This is a genomic window from Arenimonas sp., from assembly GCF_047602345.1.
In the GTDB taxonomy this organism is placed as follows: Bacteria; Pseudomonadota; Gammaproteobacteria; order Xanthomonadales; family Xanthomonadaceae; genus Arenimonas.
Genome location: NZ_JASGHN010000001.1, coordinates 1 through 15800, shown reverse-complemented (window position 1 = coordinate 15800; position 15800 = coordinate 1). Strand labels below are relative to the sequence as shown.

General features: G+C 66.4%; 15 protein-coding genes. 10 read left to right on the top strand and 5 right to left on the bottom strand.

What is annotated here, in order from left to right; genetic code table 11:
* Positions 1-8: 8 nt before the first annotated feature.
* The 3 genes from QM707_RS00075 to QM707_RS00065 all read left to right on the top strand — a co-directional run bounded on the left by QM707_RS00075 (position 9) and on the right by QM707_RS00065 (position 5800).
* Positions 9-2567, top strand: coding sequence for a diguanylate cyclase domain-containing protein (locus QM707_RS00075; protein ID WP_414999843.1), 2559 nt, complete (start codon positions 9-11; stop codon positions 2565-2567).
* A gap of 3 nt (positions 2568-2570) precedes the next feature.
* Positions 2571-4214, top strand: a complete 1644-nt coding sequence (locus tag QM707_RS00070; RefSeq protein ID WP_414999842.1) for an isovaleryl-CoA dehydrogenase — start codon at positions 2571-2573, stop codon at positions 4212-4214.
* Between the two features lie 68 nt (positions 4215-4282).
* Positions 4283-5800 (top strand): M14 family metallopeptidase, encoded by a 1518-nt coding sequence (locus tag QM707_RS00065; protein ID WP_414999841.1) that lies wholly within the window; start codon positions 4283-4285, stop codon positions 5798-5800.
* 108 nt (positions 5801-5908) lie between these two features.
* Here QM707_RS00065 and QM707_RS00060 read toward each other — a convergent pair whose 3' ends face one another.
* The 4 genes from QM707_RS00060 to QM707_RS00045 form a co-directional block, all read right to left on the bottom strand.
* On the bottom strand, positions 5909-6634 hold the full coding sequence (locus QM707_RS00060) for a 2OG-Fe dioxygenase family protein (protein ID WP_414999840.1): 726 nt from the start codon (positions 6632-6634) through the stop codon (positions 5909-5911).
* Between the two features lie 22 nt (positions 6635-6656).
* Complete coding sequence (locus tag QM707_RS00055; protein ID WP_414999839.1) at positions 6657-7580, bottom strand: alpha/beta hydrolase; 924 nt, start codon at positions 7578-7580, stop codon at positions 6657-6659.
* A 63-nt stretch (positions 7581-7643) separates the two neighbouring features.
* Positions 7644-8672: a polysaccharide deacetylase family protein gene (locus tag QM707_RS00050; protein WP_414999838.1), complete on the bottom strand. Its 1029-nt coding sequence runs from the start codon at positions 8670-8672 to the stop codon at positions 7644-7646.
* On the bottom strand, positions 8672-9517 hold the full coding sequence (locus QM707_RS00045; protein WP_414999837.1) for a 23S rRNA (adenine(2030)-N(6))-methyltransferase RlmJ: 846 nt from the start codon (positions 9515-9517) through the stop codon (positions 8672-8674). The genes QM707_RS00050 and QM707_RS00045 overlap by 1 nt, the downstream gene beginning before the upstream one ends.
* Before the next feature lie 57 nt (positions 9518-9574).
* Between QM707_RS00045 and QM707_RS00040 the strand changes: the two genes are divergently transcribed.
* The 7 genes from QM707_RS00040 to QM707_RS00010 all read left to right on the top strand — a co-directional run bounded on the left by QM707_RS00040 (position 9575) and on the right by QM707_RS00010 (position 15470).
* Complete coding sequence (locus QM707_RS00040; protein WP_414999836.1) at positions 9575-9979, top strand: ketosteroid isomerase-related protein; 405 nt, start codon at positions 9575-9577, stop codon at positions 9977-9979.
* Entirely contained in the window at positions 9976-10599 is a 624-nt protein-coding gene (locus QM707_RS00035) for a GNAT family N-acetyltransferase (protein ID WP_414999835.1), read from the top strand. The genes QM707_RS00040 and QM707_RS00035 overlap by 4 nt, the downstream gene beginning before the upstream one ends.
* Positions 10599-11483, top strand: coding sequence for a carbon-nitrogen hydrolase family protein (locus tag QM707_RS00030; protein WP_414999834.1), 885 nt, complete (start codon positions 10599-10601; stop codon positions 11481-11483). The genes QM707_RS00035 and QM707_RS00030 overlap by 1 nt, the downstream gene beginning before the upstream one ends.
* A gap of 3 nt (positions 11484-11486) precedes the next feature.
* Positions 11487-12167 (top strand): two-component system response regulator CreB, encoded by a 681-nt coding sequence (creB, locus tag QM707_RS00025; protein WP_414999833.1) that lies wholly within the window; start codon positions 11487-11489, stop codon positions 12165-12167.
* Positions 12168-12176: 9 nt separating this feature from the next.
* Entirely contained in the window at positions 12177-13601 is a 1425-nt protein-coding gene (gene creC / locus QM707_RS00020; RefSeq protein ID WP_414999832.1) for a two-component system sensor histidine kinase CreC, read from the top strand.
* Between the two features lie 109 nt (positions 13602-13710).
* A complete protein-coding gene (gene creD / locus QM707_RS00015) occupies positions 13711-15123 on the top strand; it encodes a cell envelope integrity protein CreD (RefSeq protein ID WP_414999831.1) in 1413 nt (470 codons plus the stop codon).
* A gap of 152 nt (positions 15124-15275) precedes the next feature.
* Positions 15276-15470: a hypothetical protein gene (locus QM707_RS00010; RefSeq protein ID WP_414999830.1), complete on the top strand. Its 195-nt coding sequence runs from the start codon at positions 15276-15278 to the stop codon at positions 15468-15470.
* 110 nt (positions 15471-15580) lie between these two features.
* Here the strand turns inward: QM707_RS00010 and QM707_RS00005 are convergent.
* The coding region (locus tag QM707_RS00005) for a hypothetical protein (protein ID WP_414999829.1) at positions 15581-15800 on the bottom strand (220 nt) is incomplete at its 5' end.

The following is a 15800-nucleotide window of genomic DNA, read 5'->3' as shown; positions in this document are numbered from 1 at the left end:
TGCAAGTTATGAGTTTCCGGCGAATCGATCGGGCCGGCTTGCTCAGTGTCGCTGCCCTGTTGCTGATGGCGTTCTTCATGAGCCCGGTCATGGCCGCTGCGCCCGGCCCGGACACCGATTGGGCCAGTTATCGCCACCCCTTGGAAACGCAGGCGCTCGGCGACCCGAACGGCGCGCTTCAGGCGCTGCCTGCGAAGATCGCCGAAGCCAGGCAGAAGCGCGCCTGGCAGGCCCTGGCCTCGCTCTACCTTGCGAAAGCGAACGCCTGTCGCGTGATCGCCGATTGGACCTGCCAGCGCGACGCCGGTACCGGCGCGTTCGAGGCGGCGAAGCAGGCGCGCATTCCGCTCTTGCAGGTGCGCGGACTCATTGCCGATGCGCGCGCGCGCGTCGCGCTGCAGGACTATTCGCACGGCGAGCAGTCGCTGGGCCAGGCGCAGCTGCTGTTGCAGGCGACGCCGTCGCTGGATCTTTCCGCGGATGTGGTGCTCGCGTATTCCTCTCTTAGCTATTCCCTTGGAAGGCACGAACAGGCCGTGCGTTATGCCGATCGCGGCCTGAAGATGCTGCCTGCCGACGAGGCGCTGCCCACGCAGGTCCGGTTGCTGCGGAATCGCGCGCGCGCGCAGGCCTATCTGCGCCAGCCGGACGAGGCCTACGCCTCGCTGGACCGCGCCGAAAGCCTGATGGCGCAAGTCAACGATCCCAAGCTGCACGCCGAGTTGTTGATCGAGCGTGCGCGCCTGGCGCATGCGCAGCGCGATACGGCCACGCAGGAAACGGCGGGCAGGCAGGTGCTGGCCCTGGCGCGACAACTGCGTAATGCCCAGCTCGAGGGCCAGGGACGTGAAGTGATCGGGCTGGCGGCGGTGCAGGCGGGCAAGCGTGTCGAAGGCGAGCGCGAACTGCAGTCGGCCGTCGAACTTTTTCGCCAGCTCGGCCAGGGCCGCGAGGAGTTGCGCGTCCTGCAGGAGCTGATCCGGATCGGCGCGGAAAGCGGCGAGCCTTCGTCGGCCCAGCGGGCCTTGTGGCTGCGTTATCTCGACCTGCAGTCGGAGATCGAGCGGTCCGATCGGGCGAAGGCGTCGGACGATTTCGACGCGCGCGTCGAATACGCGCGCCGCAGCTCCGACGTGCAACAGCTGCAGATGAAGGCCGACCATGCCCAGCAACAGGCGAACAGCCTGTCGCGCATCAATCGCCTCAATTCCTATTTGCACCTCGCGGGTTTCGCGGCCTTCCTCACTGTCGCCGCTTTCTATCTGCTGAAGCGCGGTTCCAACAAGCGCCTGGCGGCCGCGCTGGCGAAGCAGCGCGAGAGCGAAGCCCGATACCGCATGCTGGCCGACCATTCCAGCGATATCGTGGTGCGCATGCGCGCCGACGGCCATCGGCTGTACGTCTCGCCAGCGGCGAAGGCGATGCTCGGTTGGGAGCCTTCCGAACTGAGCGAGCCGCGCTGGGAGCTCGTGCATCCGGACGATCGTGCTCCGTTGGCCGATACCGTGAAAGGCCTGTTCGCCGATGGCGGTACGGTACAGACCGCTTATCGGGCGCGGCACAAGGACGGGCACTACGTCTGGATCGAGGCCCTGGCGCGACGCGTGCCGGCCGAAGGCGCGGACGGCGGATACGAAGTCGTTTATACCGGCCGCGACATCAGCGCCCGCAAGCGCGCCGAGGAAGACCTGGCGCGCAGCCGGCAACTGCTGCGCGCGGTCACCGACAACATGCCGGCCCTGATCGCCTACATCGATACCGAGGAGCGTTATCGATTCGCGAACGCGATGTACCAGAAGGTCTTCGGCGTGCCGCCGGAACGAATGATCGGCAGGACCTTGGAAGAAGTGCGCGGCGGCCAGTATTACAAGGACATCCGTCCGCATGTCATGGCGGCCCTGGCCGGCCGCCGCACGACCTTCGAAGGACAGGGCGAAGTCGGCGGACAGAACTACCACTACCAATCCAACTACCTCCCGGATCTCGACGAGAACGGGAAAGTGAGGGGTTTCTTCGCGCTGACGCTGGATATCACGGCGCTGAAGGTCGCGGAGATCGAGCTGGCGCAGCAGGCGCGCTTCGATAGCCTGACCGGCCTGGCCAACCGGCGCCATTTCGACGAACGCCTGGTGATCGCGCTGGCGCGCAGCAAGCGCCAGCACTTGCCGGTGATCCTGATGTACCTGGACATCGACCACTTCAAGAAGATCAACGACAACCTCGGCCATGGCGTCGGCGACCAGGTGATCCGCGAATTCGCCCGTCGCCTGGCCGGCTGCGTACGCGAGGAAGACCTGGTCGCGCGCTTCGGCGGCGACGAGTTCGTCGTACTGGTCGAGGACGCGCTTTCTCCCGATATCGCCGAACTGATCGCGAGCAAGCTGATCGATGCGATGAAGAAACCGATCGTGCTCGAAGAAGGCGAAGTGCAGGCCACCTCCAGCATCGGCATCGCCTTCTACTGGCAGACTCCGATGCCCCAGGCCCTGCTCGAAGCCGCCGACCAGGCGCTTTACGCCGCCAAGGCCGCCGGTCGCAATACCTTTCGCCTGGTCGAGCGGGACTGAGGCATGGGCGTCGGGCGCGGGTTCGAAACCCATGAGGTCGGCAACCAGCCGCCGCCGCTGTCGCCGTACGACGCCTACGCCACCGATCTGCCGCTGCGCGAGGCGCTGCGTGCCAACGGCGGCGCATGGGCCGAGGACCGCGTCGCCAAGCTCGGCCCCCTGGTCGGCGGAGAGATGATGGAGCTGGGGCGGCTGGCGAACGAGAACCCGCCCAAGCTCCAGACCTTCGACCGCTACGGACATCGCATCGACCAGGTCGAGTTCCATCCGGCCTATCACCGCCTGATGCAGAACGCCGTCGCGCACGGCGTCGTGAACTTCGGTTGGAAGCATGCGAATACGCCCGGCGCGCATGTCGCACGCGCGGCGCTGATGTACCTGCACAACCAGGCCGACCAGGGCACGAGCTGCCCCTTGACGATGAGTTACGCCTGCATACCGAGCTTGCAGCAGGCCCCGACGCTGGCTTCTTCTTGGCTGCCGCGCGTGCTGTCCGATGCCTACGATGCCGCGCATGCGCCGGCCTGGGAAAAGACCGGCAACACGATCGGCATGGGTATGACCGAGAAGCAGGGCGGATCGGACGTGCGCAGCAATGCCACTCGTGCGACCGCCTTGGGCGACGGCCTGTACGAACTGGTCGGGCACAAATGGTTCTTCTCGGCGCCGATGTGCGATGCCTTCCTGGTGCTTGCACAAGCCGAGGCCGGCCTGAGCTGTTTCCTGCTGCCGCGCTTCGCGCCCGACGGCACGCGCAACGGCATTCGCCTGCAGCGGCTCAAGGACAAGCTCGGCGATCGCAGCAATGCCAGTTCGGAAGTGGAGTTCGATCACGCCCTGGCCTGGCGCGTCGGCGACGAAGGTCGCGGTATCGCGACGATCCTGCAGATGGTCGCGTTGACGCGGCAGGACTGCCTGATCGGTTCGGCCAGCCTGATGCGGCAGGCGCTGGTGCAGGCCCTGCATCACGCGCGCCATCGCCTGGCCTTCGGCCGGCGCCTGGTCGAACAGCCATTGATGCGCAACGTGCTGGCCGATCTGGCGTTGGAATCGGAAGCGGCAACGGCGCTGGCCCTGCGCGTGGCGCGCGCCATCGATGCCGGCCCGCGCGACGCGCGCGCGGCCGCGTTCGCGCGGTTGGCGACGGCGCTCGGCAAGTATTGGGTGTGCAAGCGCGCGCCCGGTTTCGTCAACGAGGCGCAGGAATGCCTGGGCGGAGCCGGTTATGTCGAGGAATCGGGTTTGCCGCGCCTGTATCGCCAGGCGCCGCTGAACTCGATCTGGGAAGGTAGCGGCAACATCCAATGCCTGGACGTGTTGCGCGTGCTGCAGCGCGAACCGGAATGCGCGCGGGAATATTTCGCCGAGTTGGAAGCCGTGCGTGGCGCCGACGATCGCCTCGATGCCGAAGCGATTCGATTGCGCGCCTGCTTGCAGGCGGATCCGGCGAATGCCGAAGCGCAGGCGCGCGCGCTGACCGAACGACTCGTGCTGGCTTTGCAGGCCGCGACACTGTGGCGCCACGGCGAGGCTCACGTCGCAGCCGCCTTCTGCCGCGCGCGCCTCGCGCGCGAATCCGGCCTCGCGTATGGGACGTTGCCGGTCGACTCACCGATCCCGATTCTGCTCGAACGGGCGTTGCAGTAGTTCAACGCCACGGTGGATCGTCCACCGTCCAACACTCATCACGCACCATCAACCATCGAAGGCACGCCATGCCCCTGCCGCCCAGCTCCGCCCCGCTGACCCGTGCCGAAAGCAGCGACTACTTCTACACTTCGCGCCATGCCGACATGCTGGCCTTCGTCGATGCCCTGCGCGGGCTGAACGATCCGCGTTTGCATGTTTCGGATTTCGGCAGCACGCCCGAAGGCCGCGCCTTGCCCTTGCTTGTCCTTTCCGCGCACGGGCATCGCACGCCGGAAGCGGCGCATGCCTCCAGCCTGCCGGTCGTGCTGGTCATCAACGGCATCCACGCCGGCGAAGTCGAAGGCAAGGAAGCGAGCATGATGCTCGTACGCGACATCCTGTCCGGCCACCATGGCGACCTTCTCGAGCGCATGACGCTCGTGGTCGTGCCGCTGTTCAATCCCGACGGCAACGATCGCATCAGCCCGGAAAACCGCCGCCTCGACATCACCAAGTTCGAGGGGCAACTCGGCCCAGAGAGCGGCGTCGGTACGCGCGTCAACGCCGCCGGCATCAACCTCAACCGCGACTACATGCGCCAGGACGGTGCCGAGATGCGCCTGTTGCAGGACGGCGTCTGCCATCGCTGGAACGCGCACCTGATCGTCGACTGCCATGCGACGAACGGTTCGATCCATCGTTTCGACCTGACGTACGACATCCCGCATACCGTGCTCAGCGGGCGGCCGGAACCGATCGCCTACATGCGCGAGGTGCTGTTGCCCGCCGTATCCGCGGCGGTGAAACGTAGCGAAGGCAGCGATACCTTCTACTACGGCAACTTCCTGCGCGATGAAGGCGGGCAGGGCATGGGCTGGATCACTTACACGCACCATCCGCGCTTCGGCGGAAACTATCGTGGCCTGACCAATCGCATGGACCTGCTGCTGGAGACCTATTCCTACATCGGGTTCCGCGAACGCGTGCACGTCACTTATGCCTTTTTGCGCGAAACCCTTCGACATGTGGCCGACCACGGGAAGACGATCGTCTCGATGCTGGCCGGTTGCACGGTGCCGCCGGAAGAGATCGCCGTGCGTTATCGCCTGGAAGCTTTCCCAGATCGCGAAGTCGAGATCCTCACGCGCGAGCCCTACACGCTGGACGGCGGGCCGATCGCGGTGAAAGTGCCTTACATCGGAAATTTCGTCGCCGAGCACCTCGTGCAACGGCCCTGGGCGTATGCCGTGCCGGACGACATCGCGCGCAAGCTCGAAGGCCATGGGCTGCGCGTCGACCGTCCCTCCTCGCGGCCGGTGCTCGACGCCGAGATCCCGATCGTGCGTTCGGCCGAAACCGAGGCTGGCCGGAAGATCCTCGAATCGAACACGGCATCGCATCTCGAAGCGGAACTGCGGCGCGAACGGCGGGCATTGCCCGAGGGCTGGGCGCTGGTGACGACGCAGCAGCAATACGGTGCGATCGCTGTCTACTTGTGTGAAGCCGGCAGCGACGATGGCCTGTTGGCCTGCGGCTGGATCGCCGAACCCGCCGCTGGCAGCGAGTTCCCGGCCTGGCGCGTGCTCGTCGCGCCGGACATGTAGGCTGGGCTGAGCATCGCGAAGCCCAGCATTAGCCTTGGCCCGGTGTGCTGGGCTTAGCAGCCCAGCCTACGAAGCTGGTGCGCGTGACGCTGGGCTTGTCAGCCCAGCCTACGCATTCGATGTGCGCCGGAAAGTGACGACCAATACGTCGCGATGGGCCGGTTGCGCCGGTTCGAGCGCCTCGACCGGCGTCACGCCGTGGAAAACGCGGTGATCGTCCACCAGCGCTGCGTCGAAGGCCTGCACCAGGGTGAAGCTGCTGAAGAAGCCCTCGGCCTTCGTGCCGATCAGGGTGGTGCCGCTGGCGATGTTCTCGCGCCTGACCAATAGCACCAGCACATAGTCGACGCCGTCGCGATGCATGCCTTCGGGCGTCGGTTTTCCCTGCGCACCGGCCTGGGCTTCGATACGGAACTGGTGCGTTTCGATGCGCCAGGCGGTCGGCGCGCCCGCGAGTTCGTCGAACAGCTCCCGGCACCAGCGCAGTATTCCCCGCAGGCTCGCGCCATCGCCGATCGATGGTTCGATGGGTTCGAACCATCGTTCGATGCCGCCGTTGAGCGGGTTGTAGTCCAGGCCCTGGTAATGCGGTTGATGTTCGGCGCGTACGATGGCGTCATCGGTTCCGGCGCGGAAGACCGCATGGCGTCGACGGCGATAGCGACCCTGGTCGGCCATGTAGGTGTCCGTTTCCAGCCGGTTCCAGCTGTCGACGAAGGCCGGCCAGTCGGAGAAAGCGTTCGCGCCGAGTCGCAGGCGCATTTCTTCGGCGGGCACGAAGGCGTAGCCCTGCCCGGCGATGCGGGCGGCGAGGGAATCGGGGCGGGCGGACATACCGCCAGTTTAAGGCATGGATTCAGCGCAGCAAGGCGGCGATACCGTCATCGAGCGAGGCCAGGAAACGTTCGACCGCGTCGGTGTAGGCGCCGGGCAGGCCCAGTTGCTGGTTGATCTCGGCATGCGTCTTCGCCTGAGGCAACAATTCGGCACGTACGCCGAGCGAATGCGCCCGCGCGAGATAGTTCTTCGCCTCGTTGCAGGGTTGATCGCGCCGTTCGCTGGAGCACACGGCCAACAGCGGTGCGGCACCGCGGACCAGCGCATGCGTCGGCGAAGCCAGGCGCCAGCGGCTGGGATCGTCGCCGAAGGCGGCGTCGTACAACGGCAAGTGGCGGGTCTGCATCTTCGCCACGACATCGATGGCGCCGCTGTCGAGCGAGACGGTGCCGAGCGTCGGTGCGACGCCGAAGGGCGAATACCGGGCCGGATCCGCCGAAATCAGCGCGACCAGGTGGGCGCCCGCGGAGTGTCCCATCAGTACGAAACGACGCGGGTCGCCGCCCCATTCGCGTGCATGCTTCTGCGCATGCGCCAAGGCCCTCGCGACATCCTCGGCCTGGCCCAGCGCGTCCTGTGTCGGCAACATGCGGTAGTTGGCCGAAATGAGCACGAAACCTTTCGGCAGCCATCGACCGATCTTGTTGTCGACGACCTTGTCGTGCGTCTTGTCGCCGACGCGCCAGCCGCCGCCATGCACCATGAACACGACCGGTGCGTTCGCCGCTCGCCCGGGCAGGTAGATGTCGTAGCGCTGCGCCGGATCGCTGCCGTAGGCGACGTCGCGCAGCACGCGCGCGCCGGCGGGCAGGGCGGCCGATGGTTCGCCGGACGCCGCGCGCCGTGCTTGCCACCGCTCGCGCAGGCCCTGTCCTGAGACGGCGAAGCTCGCCAGCCAGGCGAGCAGCAGCGCGGCGACAAGCAAGATCGTTCGATACGGCATGGCCAGCTTCCCGGGGAGTCTGCTATACGCAACGCTCCGGCGCCTGCGCGGTTGACGCTGCCCTTACTCCGACGCGATGCCGGCGGTCTGCAATACCCAGTCGGCCACCTTGGGCTCGCCGTCGAAGAACGAAGCCGGTTTTTTCGCGCCGATCGCCCAACGGTGCAGCCAGCTCGGCCCCGCCCGGCCCGTGTAGGCATCGGCACGCTTGTAGGCGGGATCCTGCAGGGCTTCGTCCAGGGCGACGAAACGGTAGCCGCGCGCGCGCAGGCCGGCGATCAGTTCGCCATAGCAGTCGGCATTGATCTCGTTGGCGTGCAGCAACAGGACCTGCGGCAGGTTGTAGCCGAGTAGGCCAAGCGACTGGCGCTCGTAGTAATCGACCTTGGCGAGCATGTAGGGCAGGTATTCGCGACGCAGGCGATCGAGCGTCTCTTCGCGTAGCCCCGGTTGGATGCCGGCATTGCCCAGCGTCTTGCGATAGGCTAGCGCCCAGATCCAGTCGGAATTGTCGACCGTGACCGGCGCGATGCGGTAGCCGTTGTGCTCGAGGAAGGCTTGCAGCTCCTTCTTGTCCTCGGCACTGCGGCCCGAATGCAGATACGGATGACGGAACCATTGCGGCGTCCTGCCGCGCTCCTCCAGCAAAGGCCGCAGGAACAATTCGCCTCGCAGGATTTCTCCCTCGTACGCTTCCAGCCCGACCACGTGCAGGTCGGCATGGCCATAGGTGTGGTTGCCGAGGTCGGCGCCGGCGTCGAGCCAGTCGCGCAGCAGATGCACGCGTGCGGTGTCCACGCGGTCGCCGACCAGCAGCTTGCCTTCGTTGACGAACCCGATCGTCGGCACGGCTTCCTTGCGGATGGCGGCCATCAGGCGCGCGTGCGCTTCCTGCACTTGCGCGGGAATCGACTTGCCGTCGGCGGCGGGCGCGTCTTCGCCGGCGCCGAAACTGACCCAGGGCAGGTCGTCGATGGTGATGGCGATGCGGCGATCGATGGCGCGCGGTTCGGCCGGCTTCGTCGCCGCCGGTTCGGCGCAGGCAGCGAAGGCCGCCAACGACAGACCGACCAGGACGATCCGCTGCAACATCAGCCGTTCTCCCGTTTCAGCCATTCGAGCCGGGCGCTGGCCCGGTCTTCCCCCAGCAGGCGGGCCAGCACCGGCAACACCGGCGCCAGCTCTTCATCGAGCTGATACGGGGGATTGAGCACGAGCAGGCCACTGCCGTTCAGGCGCAGGGGAGATTCGTCCGGTCGCACCAACAGCTCGATGAACAGCGAGGACTTGCAGGGCAGGTGCGCCGCTTTGCGGAAAAAGGGATTGAGCGTGCGGCGTTGTTTGATCGGGTACCACAGTGCATAGATGCCGGTGGGCCAGCGCGCCAGCGCTTCCTTCAGCGCCGCCAGCACCGCATCGAATTCGGCTTCCTGCGCCTCGAACGGCGGGTCGATCAGCACGAGGCCGCGTTTCTCCTTCGGCGGCAGCAAGGCCTTCATGGCGCCGTAGCCATCGCGCTGATGCACGCCCACCCGTTCGTCCTGGCGAAACAAGGCGGCCAACGCCCGTGCCTCTTCGGCTTGCAATTCGCAGGCTGCCAGGCGGTCCTGTTCGCGCATCGCCTGCGCGGCGATCAACGGCGATCCCGGATAGTTGACCAGGGCCCCGACCGGATTGTCGGCCTGGACGCGCTTGAGATAGCGCTGGACCAGGGCAGGCAGGCCGTGCAGCACGAACAGGCGGAAGATGCCGCCCTGCGCTTCGCCGGTCTTGCCCGCTTCTTCGCCCTGCAGCAGGTACTGGCCGCGCCCAGCGTGGGTGTCGAGCACGAAGAACGGCGTGTCCTTGCGCTTGAGCGCCTCCAGCAGGGCCAACAGCACGATGTGCTTGAGGACGTCGGCATGGTTTCCGGCGTGGAAGGCGTGGCGGTAATTCATGGGGACTGAGAATATAGGCTTTGCCAGCTTGCGTCCCGATCCGGACCCGGAAACCCCATGGAAACCAGTATCGAACTGATCCGGCGCTACTACGCCGCCTTCAACCGGGGCGACTGGGAGGCCATGCTCGACTGCCTGCACGAGGACGTGGCCCATGACCTGAACCAGGGCGAGCGCGAGACCGGGCGCGACGCCTTCCGGGCATTCCTGGCGCGTATGGATCGCTGCTACGGCGAACAATTGCGCCGCGTGGTCGTGATGGCGAACGCCGATGGCAGTCGGGCTGCAGCCGAGTACGAAGTGCATGGTACCTACAAGTTCGACGACGAAGGCCTGCCGCCGGCGCGCGGTCAGGCCTACGTGCTGCCGGGTGGCGCTTTCTTCGATGTGCGCGACGGGCGCATCGCGCGCGTGAGCAATTACTACAACCTGCAGGACTGGATCGACCAGGTCTCCCGTTGAGCACGCCGGCGCCATCGCGAGCCGTGCCGCGCATCGCCGTCTTCCGCGGCGAGCAGGTGATCGCATACCTGGCGGACGTCGCCCGGCTGCGTATCGCGGTGTTCCGCGACTTCCCCTATCTGTACGACGGCGACGAGGCGTTCGAAACAAAGTACCTGCGGGCTTATGCCGAGTCGCCGGACAGCGTCTTCGTGCTGGCGTTCGAGGGCGGCGAGGTCATCGGCGCCTCGACCGGCATCCCCCTGGCGCAGGACGGCGAGGCTTTCCAGCGGCCTTTCCGCGAACGCGGCGTGGACGTCGGCGAGGTCTTCTATTTCGGCGAATCGGTCCTGTTGACGCCGTATCGCGGACTCGGCGTCGGCCATCGTTTTTTCGACGAACGCGAAGCCCACGCGCGCCGTCTCGGCGGTTTCGCCATGACGGCGTTCTGCGCGGTGGATCGCGCGCCGGAAGATGCGCGTCGTCCGTCGGGCTATCGCCCGAACGATGTTTTCTGGCGCAAGCGCGGCTACGAGCGACAGGACGGTATGCGCATGCGTCTGGCCTGGCGCGAACTCGGCGAGACGGACGAAAGCGAAAAGACGCTGACCTTCTGGCAGCGCAAGCTGGAGCCGGCCTGATGCGCGTGGCGGTCGCCAAGTATCCGGTCGGCGAGCCGGTGAATTTCCAGGCCTTCGCCGACAAGCAATCCCGCTTGTTGCAGGAGGCGAAAGCGCGTGGCGCCGATGTGGCGGTATTGCCGGAGTACCTCGCGCTCGAACTGGCTGCGGGCCTGGCCCCGGACGTGCGCGGCGATCTGCGACGTTCGCTGGCGGCGTTGCAGCCCCTGCATGCGGATTGGTGCGAGGCGTTCGCGGAACTCGCGCGCAGGCTCGGCTTGCATATCGTCGCCGGCAGCTTCCTGATCGAATCGGGGCCGGAGCGCTATCGCAACCGCAGCTATTGGTTCTCGCCCGACGGCGCCAGCGCCTATCAGGAAAAATTGCAGCTCACTGGTTTCGAGAAAGCCTCAGGCGTGATCGAGGCGGGCGATGCCCTGCGCGTATTCGGTTTTGGCGGACGCCGCGCCGCGATCGCGGTCTGTTACGACAGCGAGTTCCCGTTGCCGGTGCGTACGCAGGTGGAAGCCGGCGCACGATTGCTGCTGGTTCCGAGTTGCACCGACACCGAGGCCGGAGCCACGCGCGTGCGAGTCGGTTGCCTCGCCCGTGCGCTGGAGAACCGCTGCTTCGTCGCGCAATCGGTGACCGCCGGCGCCTTGGACTGGAGTCCGGCGCTGGATGCCAACACCGGCGAGGCGACGATCTACGCCCCGATGGATCGGGGTTTTCCCGACGACGGCATTCTTGCGCAAACCCGCGGCGATCAAACCTGGGCCGTGGCCGAGCTGGATTTCGACGCGCTGGCGGCCAGCCGCGCGCAGGCCCAGGTCGCCAACGATCGCGATTGGTCCGGCCAGCTGGCGCCGTCGTTGCAGCGCGCACTTTACGAAGCATTGGACTGAGACATGAGCCGCATTCTGGTGATTGAAGACGAAAGCGCTATCGCCGATGCGGTGCTCTACGCGTTGCGCGCCGAAGCGTATTCCGTCGAACACGTCTTGCTTGGCCGCGAAGGACTCAGACGCCTGCGCGAGGAAGGCTTCGATCTGGTCGTTCTCGATGTCGGCCTGCCCGATCTCGGCGGCTTCGACCTGTGTCGCGAACTCCGCACTTTTTCGCAGGTGCCGGTGATCTTCCTGACCGCGCGCGACGGCGAGATCGATCGCGTGCTCGGTCTCGAGCTCGGCGCCGACGACTACATGGCCAAGCCATTCTCGCCGCGCGAACTGGTGGCGCGCGTGCGCGCACGCTTGCGTCGCGTCGGTGCGCCGGCGGCGGAAACGGGAAACTGGCGACAGCAGGGCGCGTTCGCGCACGACAGCGCCGGCCAGCGCATCCGTTATGGCGCGCAGGAACTGGCCCTGACCCGCTACGAGTACCGCCTGCTGGCGGCCCTGCTGGCGCGACCGGGCGCGATCCTCAGCCGCGAACAGCTGATGGCCGACGTCTGGCGCGACGCACCGGAAACTTTCGATCGCACGGTGGATACGCACATCAAGACCTTGCGCACGAAGCTGCATGCCATCGATCCGCAGCGCGATCCGATCCAGACGCACCGCGGCATGGGCTACAGCCTGAAGCCCTGAGGACGAACGATGCGCATCGGCTTGCGGATCTTCCTGGGTTACTTCCTGATCGTGGGCCTGGCGGCTTTCTTCGTCATGCGCGTCTTCGTCAACGAAGTGAAGCCTGGCGTGCGCGGGGCGATGGAAGCGACCCTGGTCGACACGGCCAATACGCTGGCGGCGTTGGCGGCGCCGGACTTGCGGGAGGGGCGCATCGCCGACGGCGCTTTCGCCCGCGCCGTCGACCGCATCGCGATCGAACGCCAGAACGCGCGAATTTCCGGCGTCGGCAAGACGCGTTTCGACTACCGCATCTATGTCACCGATGCGAACGGCATCGTCGTCTACGATTCGTCCGGTCGCGATGTCGGGCGCGACTACTCTCGCTGGAACGACGTCTATCTCACGCTGCGCGGGCGCTATGGTGCGCGTTCGACCCGCGACGATCCGGCCGACGACGGCACGTCGGTCATGTACGTCGCCGCGCCGGTGCGCTCGGACGGCGGAATCATCGGCGTGGTGACGGTGGCGAAAGCGAACCGCCATACCGAACCCTTCATCGCCGCCAGCCAGGCGGCGATCCTGCGCCAGGGCGCTTTGCTGCTCGGGCTTTCCTTCCTGATCGGGCTGGCGGTCACCTTCTGGCTGGCGCGCAGCGTCGAACGCCTGGATCGTTACGCGAAAGCGGTGACGGCCGGCGAACGCGTCGCCGTGCCCGAAGTCGGCGGCGGCGAACTCGGCGAGCTCGGCCGCGCATTGGAAACGATGCGTTCGCGGCTGGACGGCAAGCAGTACGTCGAGCAGTACGTGCAGTCGCTGGCGCACGAGATGAAGAGCCCTCTCGCGGCGATCCGCGGCGCGGCCGAGATCCTGCAGGGCGAGCCGGGCGAGGGGGACCGCCAGCGTTTCGTCGACAACATCTCGGCGCAGTCGCAGCGCCTGGCGGAGATGATCGACAAGATGCTTGCACTGGCCGCACTCGAACACCGGCAAAGCCTCGAACGCAGCGAAAGCGTGGATCTCGCCGCGCTGGCCGAGTCGGCGAGCGCGGCGCTGGAGCCGCGGCTCGCTTTGAAATCACTGCGCATCGTGCGGGGAGCAACCGCTTCGCCCGCCATCGTGTCGGGCGATCGCTTCCTGTTGGCGCAGGCATTGGAAAACCTGCTCGACAACGCCATCGGTTTCTCGCCAGCGGGCGGAGAAATCGCGCTGGAGATCGTGCGCGAGGGCTCCGATCTGGTCATGCGGGTCGCGGATCGCGGCCCGGGCATACCCGACTACGCGCAGGATCGGGTGTTCGAACGGTTCTACTCCCTGCCGCGTCCGGACGGCGCCCGCAGCAGCGGCCTGGGCCTGAGCTTCGTGCGGGAAGTGGCGAACTTGCACGGCGGCAGTGTCGAGCTGCGCAATCGCGAGGGCGGCGGTGCGGTGGCGGAGTTGCGTTTGCCTGCTTGAGCGAAGACGGGCCGCTTCACTTTCGCCACACATTCCCCACCTATGTCCGACACCGGGCGGCCCTAGCCTGCAGTCGCGACCGGGCATTCCGACCCGGCGGAGTGCCGGCATGAATCGCATCCAGTTGTTCCTCAAAGCGGCGATGGTGGGGTTCCTGACCCTGCTCCTGCTCATCCCGCTGGGCATGATCAACGGCACGATCAACGAGCGGCAGGCCTATCGCCAGCAGGCGATCGCCTCGGTCGCGGCCAGTTACGCCGGGCCGCAAACCCTGCTCGCGCCGGTGGTGGTGCTGCCGTACCGCGTCGAGGTGCGTTCGGTACGCAAGGACGATCGGGGCGTGCAGCAGGAGTTCGTCGAGACGCACGATCGGCAATGGGTCTATTTCCCGGGCGACACCAAGCTGGACGCCACATTGGTGCCGGCGAAAAAACATCGCGGCCTGCACGAGGTGCGCGTTTACGAACTCGGCGGGCGCATGAACGGCCGCTTCTCGATCGAGGTTCCCACGGCGGTGGAGGAGGGCACGATCGTCAGCCTCGGCGAACCTTTCCTGAGTCTCGGCATCTCCGACGTACGCGGACTCGTCGGCGCACCTCAGTTGCTGCTCGAGCGGCGCACGACCCCCCTGCAGCAAGGCCCCGGGCGCGGGCGTGGCGGCAACGGATTGCATGCCGCGCTCGCGCCGCTGCAGGCGGGTGAGAAACGCGAGATCGCTTTCGACCTGCGTCTGACCCTGGGCGCCACCGAACGATTCGCCTTCGTGCCGCTGGCCGACGAGAACCATGTGCGCCTTCAGTCGAGCTGGCAGCACCCGAACTTCGACGGCCAATACTCGCCGCGCAGCCCGAGCATCGGTGCGAAAGGTTTCGATGCCAGCTGGGACATCTCGGCCCTGGCCTCGGGCGTGCAGGCGCAATACCTGGCAGGCGCGTCCCGCGATACCGGCAACACCAATGTTCCCGATGCCGTCATCGCGCAGGAAGGCCGCCCGCCCGGCACGCTCGAATCCCTGAGCGTGACCCTGTCCGAACCGGTGAACCTGTATTCGCAGGCCGATCGCGCCAGCAAGTACGGCGTGTTGTTCATCGCGCTGACCTTCGTCGGCTTCTTCATGTTCGAACTGATCAAGCGACTGGCGATTCATCCGATCCAGTACGCCCTGGTCGGCCTCGCATTGGCGATCTTCTTCCTGTTGCTGCTCAGCCTGTCGGAACACATCCCCTTCCTTTGGGCCTACGTCAGCGCCAGCGTCGCCTGCATCGGCTTGCTCGGCATCTACTTGAGCGCGGTGTTGCGAAGCACGGCGCGCGCATTCGGCTTCGCCGGCATGTTGACCTTGCTCTACGGCGCGCTGTACGGCTTGCTGGTCTCGGAGGACAACGCGCTCGTGCTCGGCTCGCTGATGCTGTTCGCCATCCTCGCCGCCATCATGATCGTCACGCGCCGGATCGACTGGTACGCGCTCGGCAGCTCGGCGCCGCCGCCGATTCCGGAACGCACGGCGGTATCGGAGGGCTGAGTGGGCAACGCACCGCTACGCCTGTTGAACCTGCCCACGCGCCAGGCCTTGCCCTGGCGCTGGGACATCGCCCAGCTCGAGCTGGGCTGTGTTTCAGCTCGCCGAGGCCGGGCGCTCGCGCGTGGCAGGCGCGTGCCCGGCGCATCGGCGTCGTGTTCGATACGCATCCGGGCGAAGCCTCGCTGGCCTTCGAGGGTTACACCCTGGTCGGCGTGGCCTGGTCGCGCGACGACCATGCGGCCTTACTGTCGGGCCCCTTCGTGATGCCGCAGTTTCGCGGGCAAGGACTGGAGGCGAGGCTCTCGGCGCTGCTGCATCGATCAGGCAGGTTGACGATCGGTGGTTGATGGCGGGAATCCACCACCAACCACACACCACGAATCACTCATCAGGTTGATGGTTGGTAGTGGGTGGTTGATGGTGGTCTTCCGCCATCATTCACCACCAACCCGCTTCCTCATTCGACCTGCAGACGTACGGCCTCGCCATAGTTCAGCTCACGTACGCCGGCTTCGACCTTCTTCAGATCGCCGATCACGATCCAGGTGAGCTCCTCCGGCTTGATGACTTTCGCGGCAGCGGCGTTGAGCGCCTCCGGCGACAGTGCTTTCAGGTTGGCCGTGTAGTCGTAGTAGTATTCCGGCGCGCGGCCGGTGTTGACGATATCGTAGCGGCGG